The organism is Nocardioides sp. LHD-245, from assembly GCF_030929495.1.
GTDB lineage: Bacteria > Actinomycetota > Actinomycetes > Propionibacteriales > Nocardioidaceae > Nocardioides.
Genome location: NZ_JAVFWN010000007.1, coordinates 281,092 through 295,769, shown reverse-complemented (window position 1 = coordinate 295,769; position 14,678 = coordinate 281,092). Strand labels below are relative to the sequence as shown.

Annotated in this window: 17 protein-coding genes; 8 read left to right on the top strand and 9 right to left on the bottom strand. The window is 73.1% G+C overall.

Annotated elements, in window-relative coordinates; all coding sequences use genetic code 11:
- Together RB608_RS13540 and RB608_RS28310 are read left to right on the top strand one after the other, a co-directional pair.
- Positions 1-215: hypothetical protein (locus RB608_RS13540; protein ID WP_308088484.1), on the top strand; the 215-nt coding region annotated here is incomplete at its 5' end.
- A gap of 79 nt (positions 216-294) precedes the next feature.
- Positions 295-369 carry a 50S ribosomal protein bL37 gene (locus RB608_RS28310; protein ID WP_370249596.1) on the top strand — a complete coding sequence of 25 codons (75 nt, stop codon included), beginning with the start codon at positions 295-297 and terminating at the stop codon, positions 367-369.
- Between the two features lie 78 nt (positions 370-447).
- Here the strand turns inward: RB608_RS28310 and rsrA are convergent, their stop codons facing one another.
- The 4 genes from rsrA to RB608_RS13520 form a co-directional block, all read right to left on the bottom strand.
- On the bottom strand, positions 448-753 hold the full coding sequence (gene rsrA / locus RB608_RS13535) for a mycothiol system anti-sigma-R factor (RefSeq protein ID WP_308088483.1): 306 nt from the start codon (positions 751-753) through the stop codon (positions 448-450).
- A complete protein-coding gene (locus RB608_RS13530) occupies positions 753-1,412 on the bottom strand; it encodes a sigma-70 family RNA polymerase sigma factor (protein ID WP_308088482.1) in 660 nt (219 codons plus the stop codon). Before RB608_RS13530 ends, rsrA begins: the two co-directional genes overlap by 1 nt.
- Before the next feature lie 228 nt (positions 1,413-1,640).
- On the bottom strand, positions 1,641-2,300 hold the full coding sequence (locus RB608_RS13525; RefSeq protein ID WP_308088481.1) for an alpha/beta family hydrolase: 660 nt from the start codon (positions 2,298-2,300) through the stop codon (positions 1,641-1,643).
- Positions 2,297-3,115 carry an SOS response-associated peptidase gene (locus RB608_RS13520; protein ID WP_308088480.1) on the bottom strand — a complete coding sequence of 273 codons (819 nt, stop codon included), beginning with the start codon at positions 3,113-3,115 and terminating at the stop codon, positions 2,297-2,299. The genes RB608_RS13525 and RB608_RS13520 overlap by 4 nt, the downstream gene beginning before the upstream one ends.
- Positions 3,116-3,165: 50 nt before the next feature.
- Here RB608_RS13520 and RB608_RS13515 point away from each other — a divergent pair, with 50 nt between their 5' ends.
- From RB608_RS13515 to rsgA, 3 genes are read left to right on the top strand one after another with little or no spacing between them, the layout of a single operon-like run.
- Positions 3,166-3,678, top strand: coding sequence for a DoxX family protein (locus tag RB608_RS13515; protein ID WP_308088479.1), 513 nt, complete (start codon positions 3,166-3,168; stop codon positions 3,676-3,678).
- A 13-nt stretch (positions 3,679-3,691) separates the two neighbouring features.
- Positions 3,692-4,990: a 3-phosphoshikimate 1-carboxyvinyltransferase gene (gene aroA / locus RB608_RS13510; protein ID WP_308088478.1), complete on the top strand. Its 1,299-nt coding sequence runs from the start codon at positions 3,692-3,694 to the stop codon at positions 4,988-4,990.
- Between the two features lie 10 nt (positions 4,991-5,000).
- Entirely contained in the window at positions 5,001-6,002 is a 1,002-nt protein-coding gene (rsgA, locus tag RB608_RS13505; protein ID WP_308088477.1) for a ribosome small subunit-dependent GTPase A, read from the top strand.
- A 142-nt stretch (positions 6,003-6,144) separates the two neighbouring features.
- On the opposite strand, the gene RB608_RS13500 is transcribed toward rsgA, so the two are convergent.
- Genes RB608_RS13500 through RB608_RS13490 form a run of 3 tightly spaced genes read right to left on the bottom strand, consistent with a single transcriptional unit; the run spans position 6,145 to position 9,436 of the window.
- Complete coding sequence (locus tag RB608_RS13500) at positions 6,145-6,927, bottom strand: SDR family oxidoreductase (RefSeq protein WP_308088476.1); 783 nt, start codon at positions 6,925-6,927, stop codon at positions 6,145-6,147.
- Complete coding sequence (locus RB608_RS13495) at positions 6,924-8,540, bottom strand: AMP-binding protein (protein WP_308088475.1); 1,617 nt, start codon at positions 8,538-8,540, stop codon at positions 6,924-6,926. The genes RB608_RS13500 and RB608_RS13495 overlap by 4 nt, the downstream gene beginning before the upstream one ends.
- Positions 8,537-9,436: a crotonase/enoyl-CoA hydratase family protein gene (locus RB608_RS13490; RefSeq protein ID WP_308088474.1), complete on the bottom strand. Its 900-nt coding sequence runs from the start codon at positions 9,434-9,436 to the stop codon at positions 8,537-8,539. Before RB608_RS13490 ends, RB608_RS13495 begins: the two co-directional genes overlap by 4 nt.
- A gap of 104 nt (positions 9,437-9,540) precedes the next feature.
- Here RB608_RS13490 and RB608_RS13485 point away from each other — a divergent pair, with 104 nt between their 5' ends.
- Positions 9,541-10,107 carry a TetR/AcrR family transcriptional regulator gene (locus RB608_RS13485; protein WP_308088488.1) on the top strand — a complete coding sequence of 189 codons (567 nt, stop codon included), beginning with the start codon at positions 9,541-9,543 and terminating at the stop codon, positions 10,105-10,107.
- An 18-nt stretch (positions 10,108-10,125) separates the two neighbouring features.
- On the opposite strand, the gene RB608_RS13480 is transcribed toward RB608_RS13485, so the two are convergent.
- Positions 10,126-10,575: a DUF2231 domain-containing protein gene (locus RB608_RS13480; RefSeq protein WP_308088472.1), complete on the bottom strand. Its 450-nt coding sequence runs from the start codon at positions 10,573-10,575 to the stop codon at positions 10,126-10,128.
- 79 nt (positions 10,576-10,654) lie between these two features.
- Here RB608_RS13480 and RB608_RS13475 point away from each other — a divergent pair, with 79 nt between their 5' ends.
- Together RB608_RS13475 and RB608_RS13470 are read left to right on the top strand one after the other, a co-directional pair.
- Complete coding sequence (locus RB608_RS13475) at positions 10,655-11,545, top strand: inositol monophosphatase family protein (RefSeq protein WP_308088471.1); 891 nt, start codon at positions 10,655-10,657, stop codon at positions 11,543-11,545.
- Positions 11,546-11,622: 77 nt separating this feature from the next.
- A complete protein-coding gene (locus tag RB608_RS13470) occupies positions 11,623-12,054 on the top strand; it encodes a CBS domain-containing protein (RefSeq protein ID WP_308088470.1) in 432 nt (143 codons plus the stop codon).
- Positions 12,055-12,159: 105 nt separating this feature from the next.
- Here the strand turns inward: RB608_RS13470 and RB608_RS13465 are convergent, their stop codons facing one another.
- On the bottom strand, positions 12,160-14,613 hold the full coding sequence (locus RB608_RS13465; protein ID WP_308088469.1) for a transglutaminase-like domain-containing protein: 2,454 nt from the start codon (positions 14,611-14,613) through the stop codon (positions 12,160-12,162).
- Between the last annotated feature and the right edge of the window lie 65 nt (positions 14,614-14,678).

Below are 14,678 nucleotides of genomic sequence, written 5' to 3'. Positions count from 1 at the left end.
CGGTCGACAGCCACACCACCGAACTCGCCGACATCAAGACCACCGTCGACAGCCACACCACCGAACTCGCCGACATCAAGACCACCGTCGACAGCCACACCACCGAACTCGCCGACATCAAAACCACCGTCGACAGCCACACCACCGAACTCGCCGACATCAAGGACACCCTGATCGAGGTGCTGCGCCGACTACCGGAACCGCCGGCGGCCTGAGCGACGGGTGCGCCGCCCGGATTTCCGGCTGAGTGCCGGGGCTGAGAGAATGGCTCGATTCACGACTTCAGGAGGAACCATGGGCAAGACCGGCCGCAAGCGGCGCGCGCGCCGCAAGAAGGGCGCGAACCACGGCAAGCGCCCCAACAGCTGAGCCCACCGGCCCAGCATTCGCCGAACCCCCCGACCCTGCGGTCCGGGGGGTTCGTCGTCTCCGGGGCTCGGGAGCCGCTCAGCCCTCCGTGATCCGGACCTGGATCTGCTGGATCTGGATCCGGACCCGCTCGCGCAGCTCGGTGGGGGCGGTCTCGCCGCAGGAGCGGGCGACGACGGCCTTGACCGTGCGCTGGAGGTCGTAGCGCTCCAGACAGGGGCTGCAGGAATCGATGTGGGCCCGGACCACGGCGCAGTCGCCGGCCTCGAGCTCGTTGTCGATCAGCCGCACGATCCGCTCGAGGAAGTCGGCACACTCCGCGTTGCTGGGGTCGTCGGACACGTGGATGTGCTCGTGGCCGGCGCTGTCGAGGTGGTCGGTCATCACTTGCCTCCCTCGAGCGGGGCGTCGCCGCCGGTGCGGACGTAATCGGAGAGCATGTCGCGCAGCTGGCGCCGACCGCGGTGGAGGCGGGACATCACGGTCCCGATCGGGGTGTCCATGATCTCGGCGATCTCCTTGTAGGCGAAGCCTTCGACATCGGCGAGGTAGACCGCGAGACGGAACTCCTCGGGGAGACGCTGCAGGGCGTCCTTCACCTGGCTGTCGGGGAGGTGCTCGAGCGCCTCCATCTCGGCCGACTTCAGGCCACTCGACGTGTGAGACTCGGCCCGGGCCAGCTGCCAGTCCTCGACATCCCCCGTGTCGCCGGCGAGCGCCTGCTGCGGCTGGCGCTGCTTCTTGCGGTAGGAGTTGATGAAGGTGTTGGTCAGGATGCGGTACAACCAGGCCTTGAGGTTGGTCCCGGGCCGGAACTGGTGGAACGCGGAGAACGCCTTGGCGAAGGTCTCCTGGACGAGGTCCTCGGCGTCGGCCGGGTTGCGGGTCATCCTCATCGCGGCGCCGTAGAGCTGGTCGAGGAAGGGCAGGGCGTCGCGCTCGAACCGCGCGGCCCGCTCCTCGGGGGTCTCCGACGCGACGTCGACCAGCTCCTCGGGGGAGGTGGCCGCGTCGAGGGACGAAAGATCGGAAGTCTCGGTCATCGCGTCCCAGACTACGGTGCTCCCGGTCCGGGGGCGCTCCAGGGGACGACTCGCCGACGGCCGCCTACTACGCGGCGCCGGGGCTCCGATCTGGCTGCGTTGCCGACGCTTGACGTGCGGACCAGCATGCCGGCGCGCCGACGCCTGGCCAGATCGGCCCCCGACGTCGCTCGCTACGGCCTCCGCCGACGAGTCGTCCCCTGTCGCGATCATGGAAGCCAGAACGCCTCAGGGCCGAGCGGCATTCCCCACGACCTCGCGCACGATCCACTCCAGGGTCGCCTCCACGACGACGCCCATCGCCTCGTCCTCGGTGAGCGGGCCACGCTTGGGCACCGCGAGGCCGTGGTCGGCCCCCGGGACGACGGCCAGGTCGGTGCGCCCCGGCAGCGGGTCGGGGAACTCCTCGGGCCGGCCGAACGGGTCCCGCTCCCCCTGCACGATCAGGGTCGGGACGCCGGCGCCGGCCAGCTCGTCGAGGCGGGAGCGCTCCGGCCGGCCCGGCGGGTGCAGCGGGAAGGACAGCGCGAGGCAGCCAGCCGCGCCCAGCTCGTCCGCGGTGCGGCAGGCCGAGCGGGCGCCGGCAGAGCGGCCGCCGACGACCAGGGGCGTGCGGATGCGCAGCGCAGCGGCGGCGGCGCGCAGGCCGACGTCGAGCGTCGCCGGCGAACTGGCGACCTTGCGACCGGCCCGGTGCCACGGCTGCTCGAACCGGGCCACGGTGATCCCCTGTCCCGGCAGCTGCGCGGCGAGCGCCTCGAGGTCGCGGGCGTCGATGCCGCCCCCGGCGCCGTGGCTGACGAGCAGGGTGGCCTGCGGCCTGCGGGCCCTTCGCACCACGAGTCGGCCCTCGCCGTACGTCGTCTCGACGGTGCGCTCGTCGCTCACAGGAGGGTCCCCTGTCCGTCGTGCTCGTCGCCCGTGTCGTCGTCCATGTCGTCGCCCGTGTCATCGAACGGGATCGGCTCGACCAGCTCGGGACCGTTGTTGGCGACGTTGCCCACCGCCGTCGAGACCGGGTACGCCGTCAGGCCGGTCTGCTGCGCGGGCCGCAGCTCCCGTAGCAGGCCGGGCAGGTCGGCCGCGGGCGTGCGCGGGTCGAGCCATTCGTGGCGCCGCTCGGGCTCGACGAGTAGGGGCATCCGGTCGTGGATGCGGCCGAGGTCATCGGTGGCCTCGGTGGTGAGGATCGTGCAGGTCCAGCGGAACCGGTCGTCGGCGTCCTCGGGCTTCGTGGGATCGCGCCAGATCTCGTAGAGGCCCGCCATCGCCAGGCTGGTGCCGTCGCCGGAGGTGATGAAGAAGGGCTGCTTGCGCGGCTTCCCCTTGGCCGAGCGCTGCCCGGTCTCGTACCACTCGAAGTAGCCGTCGGCGGGGACGATGCAGCGCCGGGCGGCGAACGCGCGGCGGAAGGCGGGCTTCTCGGCCACCGTCTCCATCCGGGCGTTGATCATCCGGCTGCCGACGCTCGCCTCCTTCGCCCACGACGGGACCAGCCCCCACCGCAGCGCGCGCAGCTGGCGGACCGGCTCCCCGGACGGCTGGTCGTCACGCCGGGACGCGCGCTCGACGACGGCGTAGACCTCGTCGGTCGGCGCGACGTTCCACGACGGCGCGATCGTCCGCTCGAGACGCGCGTCGAGGACCTCGAACTCCTCCGCGAGGTCCTCCGGGCTCCGGCTGGAGGCGTAGCGGCCGCACATGGCCGCCAATCTATCGGTCTGGTCGGACTGCGCCGGGGTACCGACCGGTCATGGCACTGAGCAGACTGATCGCCCGACCCCTGCTGGCGTCGTACTTCCTCGCCAACGGCGTCCAGGACCTCAAGGACGCGCCCGCACTCGCGGCCCAGGCGGCACCGGTGACCGAGACCGTCGCACCCGTCCTGGACAACGCGACGCCGGAGCGGGTGTCCGTGCCCCGCGACCCGGTGCTGTGGGTGCGCACGAGTGGCGCCGTCCAGCTGGTCGCCGGGCTCGCCCTGGCGACCGGCCACTTCCCGCGGCTCTCGGCGGCCCTTCTCGGCGGCACCCTAGTGCCGTCTACGGCCGCGCGGTACCGGTTCTGGGAGGCGACCGACAAGGAGCAGCGCCGCGAGCAGCTCACCCACTTCGTGAAGAACACCGCTCTGGCCGGCGGCCTGCTCATCGCGGCGCTCGACACCGCCGGGAAGCCCGGGGTCGCCTGGCGCGCGCGGCACGCCACCCACGACGCCCGCCGCGAGGCAGCGCTGGTAGGCGCGAAGGTGCGAGCCCGAGTTCACTAGACTCACCCGGGAGATGACGACTCCCGCCCCGCACGACGCCCCCTGGCCCGCGCCCACCAGCATCGGGCCCCTCGACACGACGGTGACCCTGCCGGGCAGCAAGTCGCTCACCAACCGCGCGCTCGTGCTCGCTGCGCTCGCGGACGGGCCCTCCGTCGTACGCCGGGCCCTGCGCTCGCGCGACACCCTGCTGATGGCGCAGGCGCTGACCGCACTCGGGGCGTCGGTGGTCACCGACGGCGAGGACTGGGCGGTGACGCCGCTCGACGGGTCGGTGCCGGAGGACCGGGCGTCGGTGGACTGTGGGCTGGCCGGGACCGTGATGAGGTTCGTGCCGCCGGCCGCCGGGCTGGTGCGCGGCGACGTTGCGTTCGACGGCGACGCGCACATGCGCAAGCGGCCGGTCGGCGAGATCCTGGCCGCGCTGCGCACCCTGGGCCTGGCCGTCGACGACACCGACGGGGCGCTGCCGTTCACGGTGCGCGGCACCGGCGCGGTCCCCGGAGGGCCCGTGGTGATCGACGCGTCGGCGTCGTCGCAGTTCGTGTCGGCGCTGCTGCTGGCGGGGGCACGGTTCGACGCCGGGGTCGACGTCCGTCACGACGGCGAGCCGATCCCGTCGCTCCCCCACGTCGAGATGACGATCGCGATGCTGCGCGACCGCGGTGTCGCGGTCGACACCAGCGAGGCGAACCGGTGGGTCGTCGCGGCCGGCCCGATCGCGGCGCACGACGAGCCGATCGAGCCCGACCTCTCCAACGCGGCGCCCTTCCTGGCGCTGGCCGCCGTGTCCGGCGGGTCCGTCGTGGTCCGGGACTGGCCGGCGGCGACGACGCAGGCCGGCGACGCCCTGCGCGGCCTGCTCCCCCAGATGGGCTGCACCGTCTCCCGGGTCGACGAGGGGCTGCGGGTCGCCGGCCCGAGCGACGGCTGGCGCGGACTCCAGGGGCTCGAGGCCGACCTGCACGACGTCGGCGAGCTCGCCCCGGCGGTCGCCGCGCTCTGCGCGCTCGCGCAGACGCCCTCCCACCTCACCGGCATCGCCCACATCCGCGGCCACGAGACCGACCGGCTCGCGGCCCTCGCCGCCGAGCTCGGCGCACTCGGCGCCGACGTGGTCGAGCACCCCGACGGGCTGACGATCACGCCCGCGCCACTGCACGGCGGGGTCTTCCACACCTACGCCGACCACCGGATGGCCCACGCCGCGGTGATCGTCGGCGCGGCCGTCCCCGGCGTCCTGGTCGAGAACGTCGCCACCACCGGCAAGACCTTCCCCGACTTCGCCGGCTTCTGGTCCGGGCTGTTCTGAGGCGTCGCCGATGCCGAGGTACGACGAGCACGACGTCGAGCACTACGACCGTCCGCGCCGGCGTACCCGTCCCCGCACCAAGGAGCGTCCCGCCCACGACGACGCCGTCGAGGGTCTCGTCGTCACGGTCGACCGCGGCCGGTTCACGCTCCTCATCGACGGGCGCACCGTGCTGGCCATGAAGGCCCGGCCGCTCGGCCGCAAGGGCGTGGTGGTGGGCGACCGGGTGCGCGTGGTCGGCGACGTGTCGGGCGCCGAGGGCTCCCTGGCGCGGATCGTCGAGGTCCGGGAACGGCACAGCACGCTGCGTCGTACCGCCGACGACGACGACCCGGTCGAGCGGGTGATCGTCGCCAACGTCACCCAACTGGTCGTGGTCACCGCCCTCGCCGACCCCGAGCCGCGGCCGCGGTGGATCGACCGCGCCCTCGTGGCGGCGTACGACGGCGGCATGACGCCGCTGCTCTGCCTCACGAAGGCCGACCTGGAGGACCCCGAGACCCTGCTCGCGACGTACCGATCACTCGGGGTGCCGTGGGAGGTCACCCGCCGCGACCCGGACCGCAGGATCATCGGCCTGGACGCGCTGCACGATCGGCTGCGCGGCGAGACCAGCGTGCTGATCGGGCACAGCGGCGTCGGGAAGTCCACGCTCGTCAACGCGCTGGTCCCCGATGCGCGCCGCGAGACCGGTCACGTGAACGCCGTGACCGGCCAGGGCCGGCACACGTCGACATCCGCGCTGATGCTGCCGCTCGCGGACGGCGACGGCTGGATCATCGACACGCCCGGCATCCGCTCGTTCGGGCTCGCGCACGTACAGCCGGAGCACCTCATCGAGGCCTTCCCCGACCTCGACGAGATGACCGAGGACTGCCCGCGCGGCTGCACCCACGGCGACGACGAGCCCGAGTGCGGACTGGACATCGCCGTCGCCGCCGGCGAGGCGGACCCGGAGCGGGTCGCCTCGTTCCGGCGGCTGCTCGCGGCCCGCTCCGTGACCGACTATTGACGTTGAGTCGTCGCTTTTGACCCGTCGAGTCGGCGGATCTGGTCCGTTGAGGCGTCACTCTTGTCCGGTCGGAACCGACGACTGAACAGGTCGGAAGCGACGACTCAAGGGATCAGAACCGACGACTCAACGGGCCGTGGGATCAGCCGAAGGTCGCCGCGTGCAGCCGGCGCATCCCCCGCAGCCAGTCGTCCGTGTCGGCGGCGCGCGCCCGGTAGTAGCCGGCGACCTCCGGGTGGGGCAGGGTGAGGAAGCGCCCGGCTCGCAGGTCGGTGACCACCTGCTCCACGACCTGCTCGGGCGCGATGGCGGTGTCCTTGCTGAGCAGCGCCTCGACCGGACCGGAGGCCCGGAGCATCGCCGTGTCGACGCCCTGCGGGCACACGGCCTGTGCGGTGACCCCGCGCTCGCCGTACTCGATGTCGAGCCATTCGGCGAAGGCAACGGCCGCATGCTTGGACACGGAGTACGGCGCGTTGCCGATCATGGTCAGCAGGCCGGCGGCGCTGGCCGTGACCACATAGTGCCCGCCGCCGCGCTCGATCCAGCGCGGCACCAGGGAGCGGGCCGCCCGGACGTGGGCGAGCAGGTTGACGTCGAGGACCCGGGTCCAGACGTCGTCGCCGACCTCGGCTCCCCCACCCCCGCCGATCCCGGCGTTCCCGCAGAAGACGTCGATCCCGCCGAGCGCGGCCCAGGCCCGCTCGACCAGCTCGCCCGGACCCTCGGGCGTGCCAAGGTCGACGGCGATCGCCGGACCGCCGACGAGCGCGGCCACCTCGGCGGCCGCGGCGGCGTCGACGTCGTTGACGGCGACCCGCATCCCCTCGGCGGCCAGCCGGACCGCGAGCGCTCGGCCGATGCCGTGGCCGGCGCCGGTCACCACGGCGGTCCGGTCGGCGAGGTGGGCCAGCCCGCGGCTCACCGCGGCTCCAGCGGCGCGAGGGTGCCCGCGACGATCTGGTCGCGCAGCCGGAACTTCTGCAGCTTGCCCATCGCGTTGGTCGGCAGGTCGGCGCTGACGTACCAGGCCTTCGGCGTCTTGTGCGGCGCCAGCCGCGCGCGGACCAGGTCGTGCAGCTCGGCCGCGGTCGGCGCCTCGGCGCCGGGCGTGAGCTGGACGATCGCGGCGACCGACTCGCCCCAGGCCTCGTCGTCGATCCCGACGACGACCGCGTTGCCGATCGCGGGGTGCTGGACGAGGACGTCCTCGACCTCGCGCGGGTAGATGTTCTCGCCGCCGCGGATGATCAGGTCCTTGAGCCGGCCGGTCACCCGCACGTAGCCGCGGGCGTCCATGGTCCCGAGGTCCCCGGTGTGCAGCCAGCCGTCAGCGTCGATGGTGGCCGCCGTGGCCTCCGGCATGTCGAGGTAGCCGAGCATCCGCTGGTAGCCACGGGCGCAGATCTCGCCCTCGGCGCCGAGGGGGACGACCGCGCCGGTCTCGGCGTCGAGGATCGTCACCTCGACGTTCCACAGCGGACGGCCCGCGGTGCCGCGGTTGTCCTCGACGGCATCGTCGGGACTGGTCTGCGTGACGATCGGGCTGAGCTCGGTCTGGCCGTAGACGGTGCTGAACCCGACCCCGAAGGTCGCCTCGCAGGCGGCGATCACGTCGGCCGGCACCGCGTCGCCGCCGGACATCACGACCTCCAGGCTCGCGTAGTCGCGCGTGGCCACCTCGGGGTGGGCCAGCAGCGCCTTCAGCATCGCCGGTACGCCGGCGAGCACCTGGACGTCGTACCGCCCGACGGCCTCGAGGAGCAGACCCGGCTCGAAGACCTGGGCCAGCACCAGGGTGCCGCGCTGGACCAGGTTGCCGATGCCGACCAGGCCGCAGCCCGCCGTGTGGAACAGCGGCATGGCGCTGAGCCACACCGCTCCCTCGGGCGAGCCGGCCCGGGTGCGGACGTCGCCGGCGTTGGTGACCATCGCCCGGTGGGTCAGGACCGCAGCCTTCGGCGAGCCGGTGGTGCCCGAGGTGAACTGGATCTGGGTCGCCGACGCCGGGTCCACCTCCGGGAGCCGCAGGCCCGAGACGTCGACCGCGCGGACCTCGGCGAGCCAGTCGGTCAGCGGCACGGCCCGCACGCCGGGGACGGCGGGCAGGACGGACGTGATCAGCGAGGCCATGTCGGTGCCGCGGAAGGACTCGGCGTAGGCGACGGCCACGGCGCGCGACTGGCGCAGGGCGTACTCCAGCTCGGGGCCGCGCAGCGCCGGGTTCGTCGTGACCAGGACCATGCCGGCCAGCGCCGCGCCGTACTGGAGGACGACCCACTCGGGCAGGTTGGGCGCCCACACGGCGACGTGGTCGCCGGGCGCGAACCGCTCGAGCAGCCAGGCCGCGGCGTGCTCGGCGTCGTCGAGCAGCTCGGCGTAGGTCCAGCTCTGCGGCTCCCGGTCCGGCGCGATCGAGACCAGGGCGGTCCGCTCGGGGACGTCGGCGGCTGCCGCCCGCAGCAGCGCGCCGACCGAGAGCTCGAGGACGGGGCGGCTCTCGTCGGCCGGGAAGTACGACGTGGCGAGCTCGGTCATCGCGCTCCCTCCCCGCGCTCCGCGAGGTCGGCGATCTCCTCGGCGGTCGGCACCGGTCCGCCGCCGTCGGGGATGAAGCGACCCTGGTCGCGCCAGCGCACCGCGGCGTCGAAGCCGTGGGTCTGGGCGAAGTCCACGAACCAGCGGCCCTCGGGCGAGTGCCGGGTGATCCCGTCGAAGAGGACCGCGAGGTTCTGCGTGGTCTGCAGGCCCATGTTGTCGTAGGCCTGGTTGATCATCATCTTCTGCATGACGAGCTGGTTGATGGGTACGCCGGCCATCCGGTCCGCGAGTCGCTCGACCTCGGCGTCGAGCTCGGCGTCGGGCACGGCGTCGACGACCAGGCCCCACTCCTTGGCCTGGATCCCGGTGATCGTGTCGCCGGTCAGCAGCATCCGCTTCGCCCGCTCGGCACCGAGCCGGTAGACCCACATCGCGGTCGTGGGGCAGCCCCAGATCCGCGCGGGCATGTAGCCGATCCGCGCATCCTCGGCCATCACGACGATGTCGCAGGACAGCGCGATGTCGCTGCCACCGGCGACGGCGTACCCACGGACCTTGGCGACGGTCGGCTTCGCGGAGCGCCAGAGGCTGAAGAAGTTGTCGGTGTTGGCCTTCATCATCCGGAAGTCCTGGATCGGGTCCCAGACCTCGGGCTGCAGGTCCTCGCCCTCCTCGGCGTACAGCTTGAGGTCGTAGCCGGCGCTGAACGCCCGGCCGGCGCCCTGGACCACGATCACCCGCACGTCGTCGTCGGCGTTGGCGGCCGCGACGGCGGCGGCGATCTCGCGGCCCATCTCGGCGGTGATCGCGTTGAGTCGCTCGGGGCGGTCCAACGTGAGATAGGCCCGATGGTCGCGGACCTCGTAGCTGATCGTGCGGGTGGTCGGGGTCATCCGGCTGCTCTCCTACGGCGCGGTGGACGGGTGGGATGCGAGAGACGTTTTCACAGTCCGTCTGGACTGTCAATGAAACAGGTCACTACACTCCGCGGGTGGCCATGACCCGCAAGGAGCAGCGCGAGCAGACCCGGCAGCGCCTGCTCGACGGCGCGATGATGTCCCTCGTCGAGCACGGGTACGCCGGCACGACCACCCAGCGGGTCCAGGAGCACGTCGGGGTCTCCCGGGGGGCGCTCCTCCACCACTTCGGCTCCAAGGCCGAGCTCTTCGCGGCCGCCGTTCACCACATCGCCGACATGCGGATCGCGCAGATCCGGGCGACGGCGCAGCGTGGCGACGAGCCCGCGCTGCGTGCCCTCGTCCTCGCCATCCACGCCGCCATGAGCGGTCCGGCCTTCCTCGCAGCGATGGAGCTGTGGACCGCCTCGCGCACCGACCCGGAGCTGCGTGCGGCGCTCCTGCCCGCCGAGCGGCGCCTGGGCCAGGCACTGCGCGAGGAGTTCGACCGCGCCGCCGGAATCGACGATCCCGACCTCGCCCGGACGACCTTCGAGTCGATGCTCGCGATGCTGCGCGGCCTCGAGCTCGGGCGCATCATGCGGGCCGACGAGCCGCTCGCGGCTCGGGTCATCGACCAGTGGCTGGGACGGTTCTCCCCCAGCTGACATCGAGTCGTCGGAGGATCAGCCGTCGACGCGCCAGGTCGCCTGCGCGCCGGCGTCGCCGGTGAGGAAGGCCAGGACGAGCGTGGCTACGCCACCGACGACCGTGAGCCCGGTGAGCCCGGCCCGGACCGCCCCGGAGCGGGTGTGGAACCACGCCGCGGCGAACGCGAGGACGGCGAACACGCTGGCACCGATCCGGAGCCGCTCGGCCCAGGTCTCGTGGTCCTCGAGTCGCTCCGCGAAGGTCCCCGTGGCCGTGGCGAACCGCTCCTCCCGCAGGTCCTCCCCGGACAGGAAGGCCACCCAGACAGCGACGACCGACACCGCGGCCAGCGCCACGAGCGGCCAGCGCAGCCGGTCACGCCACGCGGGCACGCCGTAGGCCACGGCGACCAGGCCGGCCAACGGGGTGAAGACCACAGCCGCGTGGACGACGAGCGGGTGCAGCGGGACGCCGTTGATCTCCATGGTTGAATCCTGCACGACCACGGGTGATCCGAGCCAGACCCACGCCGGTGGCCCGGCCCGAGACGGCTAGGGTGCCCCTGTGGCTGCCCCCGACTACACCGACGACCTGCGTCTGGCGCACCTGCTCGCCGACGACGCGGACTCGCTCACCCAGGCCCGCTTCCGCGCGCTCGACCTGCACGTCATGAGCAAGCCGGACCTGACCCCGGTGACCGACGCCGACCAGGCGGTCGAGGAGTCGATCCGCCGTACCCTCTCCAAGGCACGCAGCCGCGACGCCGTCACCGGCGAGGAGCAGGGCACCTCCGGGCACTCCCAGCGCCGCTGGATCATCGACCCGATCGACGGCACCAAGAACTATGTGCGCGGCGTGCCCGTGTGGGCCACCCTCATCTCCCTCGCCGTCGACGACGAGGTGGTGCTCGGCGTCGTGTCAGCCCCGGCGCTGCAGCGTCGCTGGTGGGCGTCGGCGGGCCAGGGCGCCTGGACCGGCAAGTCGCTGATGAAGGCGACCGAGTGTCGTGTGTCCGACGTACGCCGGCTGGAGGACGCCTCCTTCTCGTACTCCTCGATCAGCGGCTGGGAGGACCGCGGCCTCGGTGAGGACCTGCTCGCGCTGATGCGCCGCGTGTGGCGGACCCGTGCGTACGGCGACTTCTGGTCCTACATGCTCCTCGCCGAGGGTGCCGTCGACCTGGCCGCCGAGCCCGACCTCGAGGTCTACGACATGGCCGCCCTCGACATCATCGTGCGCGAGGCGGGCGGCCGGTTCACCTCGCTGGAGGGCCGCGAGGGACCCTGGGGCGGCAACGCCGTCGCCAGCAACGGCCACCTCCACGAGGCCGCGCTGTCCTACCTCGGCAGCGTCGCGGACAGCGGCGACGACCCCGACTGGCCGCGGACCGGGCCCGGCAGCGTGTCCGACCTGCGCTCGCACCGTCACCGGCCGGCCGACGAGAGCGACAGCTAGGTCGCGGCTCGGTCCGCGGGTCCGATCCGTGGCCAAGGGCCCTGACACCGGCGGCGCAGTTGAGTAGCCTGCGTCACATGCGCATCGCTGACGTGCTCGGTTCGAAGTCGCTCCACGACGTGATCACCATCGCCCCCGAGGCGGGAGTGCGCGAGTTGCTCGCCACCCTCTCGGAGCACAACATCGGTGCCGTGGTGGTGACCACGGACGGCACCTCGTTGAGCGGCATCGTGTCGGAGCGCGACGTCGTCCGGCATCTCCACAGCGACGGCACCGTGATCAACAATGTCGTCTCGGCGATCATGACCACCGAGGTGAGCACCTGCTCCCCCGACGACGACCTCGACGACGTCCTCCAGGTGATGACCGAGCGCCGGTTCCGGCACATCCCCGCCGTCGAGGACGACCGTGTGGTCGGGATCGTCAGTATCGGTGACCTGGTCAAGCACAAGATCGACCAGCTGCAGTTCGAGCGCGACCAGCTCGACAACTACGTGCATCAGTCCTGATCCCGCGACCCGGCGCAGACTGAACCTGGTAACGCACCGACCCGTCGCAGATTGAAGTTCAATCTGCGACGGGTCAGCGTGATCTGACGTTCAATCTGCGACGGGTCAGCGCCGCCGGAAGACCAGGACGCGGCGCAGGAGTCCGCGGGCCCCCACCACGGGTCGCAGGCCGAGCAGCCACCGGCCCGCGGCGCGGGCCCGCCGCCCGACGCCCGAGCGGACCCGGCCCAGGCCGGCCCGCCAGGGCACCGAGGCCAACGAGAAGCGCGCCAGCAGCCGGCGCCACCAGGGGGTCGCCTTGCGCATCCGGCGCAAGGCGGTGTCGACGTCCGCCCAGTAGGCGCGGGCCTCCTCGGCGCTGGGCTCCCCCTCACCGTAGACGTGGCGGTCGGCGGTGTGCGCCAGGGTGACGACGCCGACGGCGTCGTACCGCTCGGTGGCGGCGTAGGCGCTCTCCCGGCGGGTGGCGCCGGGCGTGGGGCGGACACCGAGGTCCCGCATCCGGTCGGCGAGCTCGCGCCAGGCCCCGGTCAGGCGCGTGGCGGGGTCACCGGCCTTGCGGCGGCGGCGCCGGCGCAGGAACTTGTAGAGGAGCACGCCCCACAGCGGCGAGAGGAGCAGCGCGACCTTCGCCACGTCGAGGACGATGCCGAGGATGGTGCCCAGGACGGCGAGGACGTCGAGCTCCTTGCGATGACCGTCGCCCTGCTGGAGGTTGTCGCTCGCCTCCTTGGGCTCACCCGGCACCCGCGGCGGCTGCAGCACCTGGGGCTGCGGATCCTCGTTCGGGTCGTCGTTGGGACGACGGAGCTTCTTGTCCTCCGGCGGGGTCGGGTCGAGCGGGACCCAGCCGGCGCCCTCGAGCTTCACCTCGGTCCAGGCGGTGATGTTCTCGCCCCGGACCTCCCCTCCCCCGGGCGGCACCTTGAAGCCCATCACCACCCGGATCGGGAGGCCCATCCGCTGACCGATCAGCGCCATCGCGGCGGCGTACTGCTCGGCGTTGCCGACGGGCGTGGCCGTCTTGGCGAGCACGGCCAGCCGGCTCGCGCCGTGACCCGCGGGTACGTCGTCGTCGATGCCGTCGGAGTAGAAGCCGTGCTCGCGGAAGGAGTCGCGCAGGAACTGGGCCAGCTCCCCGCCCGTCCCGCCGCTGAAGCCGTCCTCCGTCTGCCACCGCTGGACCCGGTCGACCAGCTCCTCGGGCACGATCGCGGGCGAGGGCAGCGAGACCGACCCGTCGGCGTCGAGGACGGAGGTCTCCTCGTCGGCGGGGCTCGGCGGCGCGGTCGCCTCGACCTCGAAGGTGGTGCCCCGCTCGACACCGCCGATCTGCGCGACGGTGCCGGTCTGGCGGTTGATGACGAGCTCCCCCGCGGCGTCCCCGTCGGGGCGGCCGTCCCGGATCGGCGTCAGCGACAGCGTCTCGCCGACGCTGGGGACCCAGACTCCGGTGTAGTCGTTGATGGTGATCCGGCCGTGGGCCGTCGCCTTGGCGTTCGCGTCCGGGTCGTTGCGCAACCGCCGGAAGGTGCCCGAGTCATGCGCCGAGCCCGGGCCGCCGGAGACGTTCCACACGATGCCGTCGTAGGTGTCCATGACCGCCAGCCGGACCAGCGATCCGCTCTCGAGCCCGTCGACCGTGAACAGGGAGGTGGCGGTCCGCAGCGGCTCCTTCTTGTACGCGCGGAACTTCGCCAAGGGGCTCGGGTAGTCGTGGGGGTCGAACGGCGGGTCCACGTGGTCGCGCAGCACCACGCGGGTCGCGTCGGGGTCGGCGGTCGCACCCAGGCCGGCCGCCGCGCCGCCGGCGACCCCGACCACGACCAGCGTCGCGAGCACTCGGCGCCCCCAGCGCTGCCGCACGTGACGCAGCGAGCGCCAGCGCAGCCAGACGACACCGACGACCGCGACGACCAGGCCGCGGGTCAGCGCGGCCGGCGCGCTGATGTCACCGAAGGCGGACGCCAGGACGAGCGTCAGCCCGAGGACCAGTCCGGCCAGGCCGGGCCACCGCGAGCGCCAGAGGAGAACGGCCGCGACCAGCCCGCCGACCAGGCCGGTCGCGAACGGGACGATCAGCACGATGCCGTTCTCGCCGAGCGGCACCGGCAGGGTCAGCGCCTCCCGCCACGTGTGCACCAGACCGGCCACGAGGTCGCGCAGGGAGTCGGCGGTGGGCAGCAGGCCGCCCCGGGCCCGGTCGGGGACGACGACCGCCGATCCCGCCCCGAGGTACGCCGCCGCCGCGACCAGGACCGTCAGCCACGGTCCCCAACGCCACCGGGCACCGAGGAAGGCCACCGTCACGCCGAGGGCCAGTCCGACCGCGACGGCGAGCAGCCAGCGGCCCCCCGTGTAGGCCGCGCCGAGCGGCCAGGCACAGAGGATCCCGAGGCCCACCACGAGCACCGCGTCGACGACGACCAGCCACCACGGGGGCAGCGCGCCGCGACCGCGGCGCCGGTCGGGGACGATGAGCACCGGCCCGCTCCGGCTGGCGGACCGGACCGGGGGCGCGACCGGGCCGGTCCCGGGCGGCGGCGCGGGGCGGCTCATGTCGGGGCCCCCGCGCAGTTGTCGGCCGGAGGAGCGAGGCGGGGGAAGCGAAGAACTCCGTGGGG

What these genes read in the sequence shown, in the direction of transcription:
- RB608_RS13515 (WP_308088479.1), top strand. Translation starts at nt 3,166, where the DNA reads ATGGCACTGAGCAGACTGATCGCCCGACCCCTGCTGGCGTCGTACTTC.
- aroA (WP_308088478.1), top strand. Translation starts at nt 3,692, where the DNA reads ATGACGACTCCCGCCCCGCACGACGCCCCCTGGCCCGCGCCCACCAGC.
- rsgA (WP_308088477.1), top strand. Translation starts at nt 5,001, where the DNA reads ATGCCGAGGTACGACGAGCACGACGTCGAGCACTACGACCGTCCGCGC.
- rsrA (WP_308088483.1), bottom strand. Translation starts at nt 753, where the DNA reads ATGACCGACCACCTCGACAGCGCCGGCCACGAGCACATCCACGTGTCC.
- RB608_RS13480 (WP_308088472.1), bottom strand. Translation starts at nt 10,575, where the DNA reads ATGGAGATCAACGGCGTCCCGCTGCACCCGCTCGTCGTCCACGCGGCT.
- RB608_RS13530 (WP_308088482.1), bottom strand. Translation starts at nt 1,412, where the DNA reads ATGACCGAGACTTCCGATCTTTCGTCCCTCGACGCGGCCACCTCCCCC.
- RB608_RS13470 (WP_308088470.1), top strand. Translation starts at nt 11,623, where the DNA reads ATGCGCATCGCTGACGTGCTCGGTTCGAAGTCGCTCCACGACGTGATC.
- RB608_RS13495 (WP_308088475.1), bottom strand. Translation starts at nt 8,540, where the DNA reads ATGACCGAGCTCGCCACGTCGTACTTCCCGGCCGACGAGAGCCGCCCC.
- RB608_RS13520 (WP_308088480.1), bottom strand. Translation starts at nt 3,115, where the DNA reads ATGTGCGGCCGCTACGCCTCCAGCCGGAGCCCGGAGGACCTCGCGGAG.
- RB608_RS13490 (WP_308088474.1), bottom strand. Translation starts at nt 9,436, where the DNA reads ATGACCCCGACCACCCGCACGATCAGCTACGAGGTCCGCGACCATCGG.
- RB608_RS13465 (WP_308088469.1), bottom strand. Translation starts at nt 14,613, where the DNA reads ATGAGCCGCCCCGCGCCGCCGCCCGGGACCGGCCCGGTCGCGCCCCCG.
- RB608_RS13485 (WP_308088488.1), top strand. Translation starts at nt 9,541, where the DNA reads ATGACCCGCAAGGAGCAGCGCGAGCAGACCCGGCAGCGCCTGCTCGAC.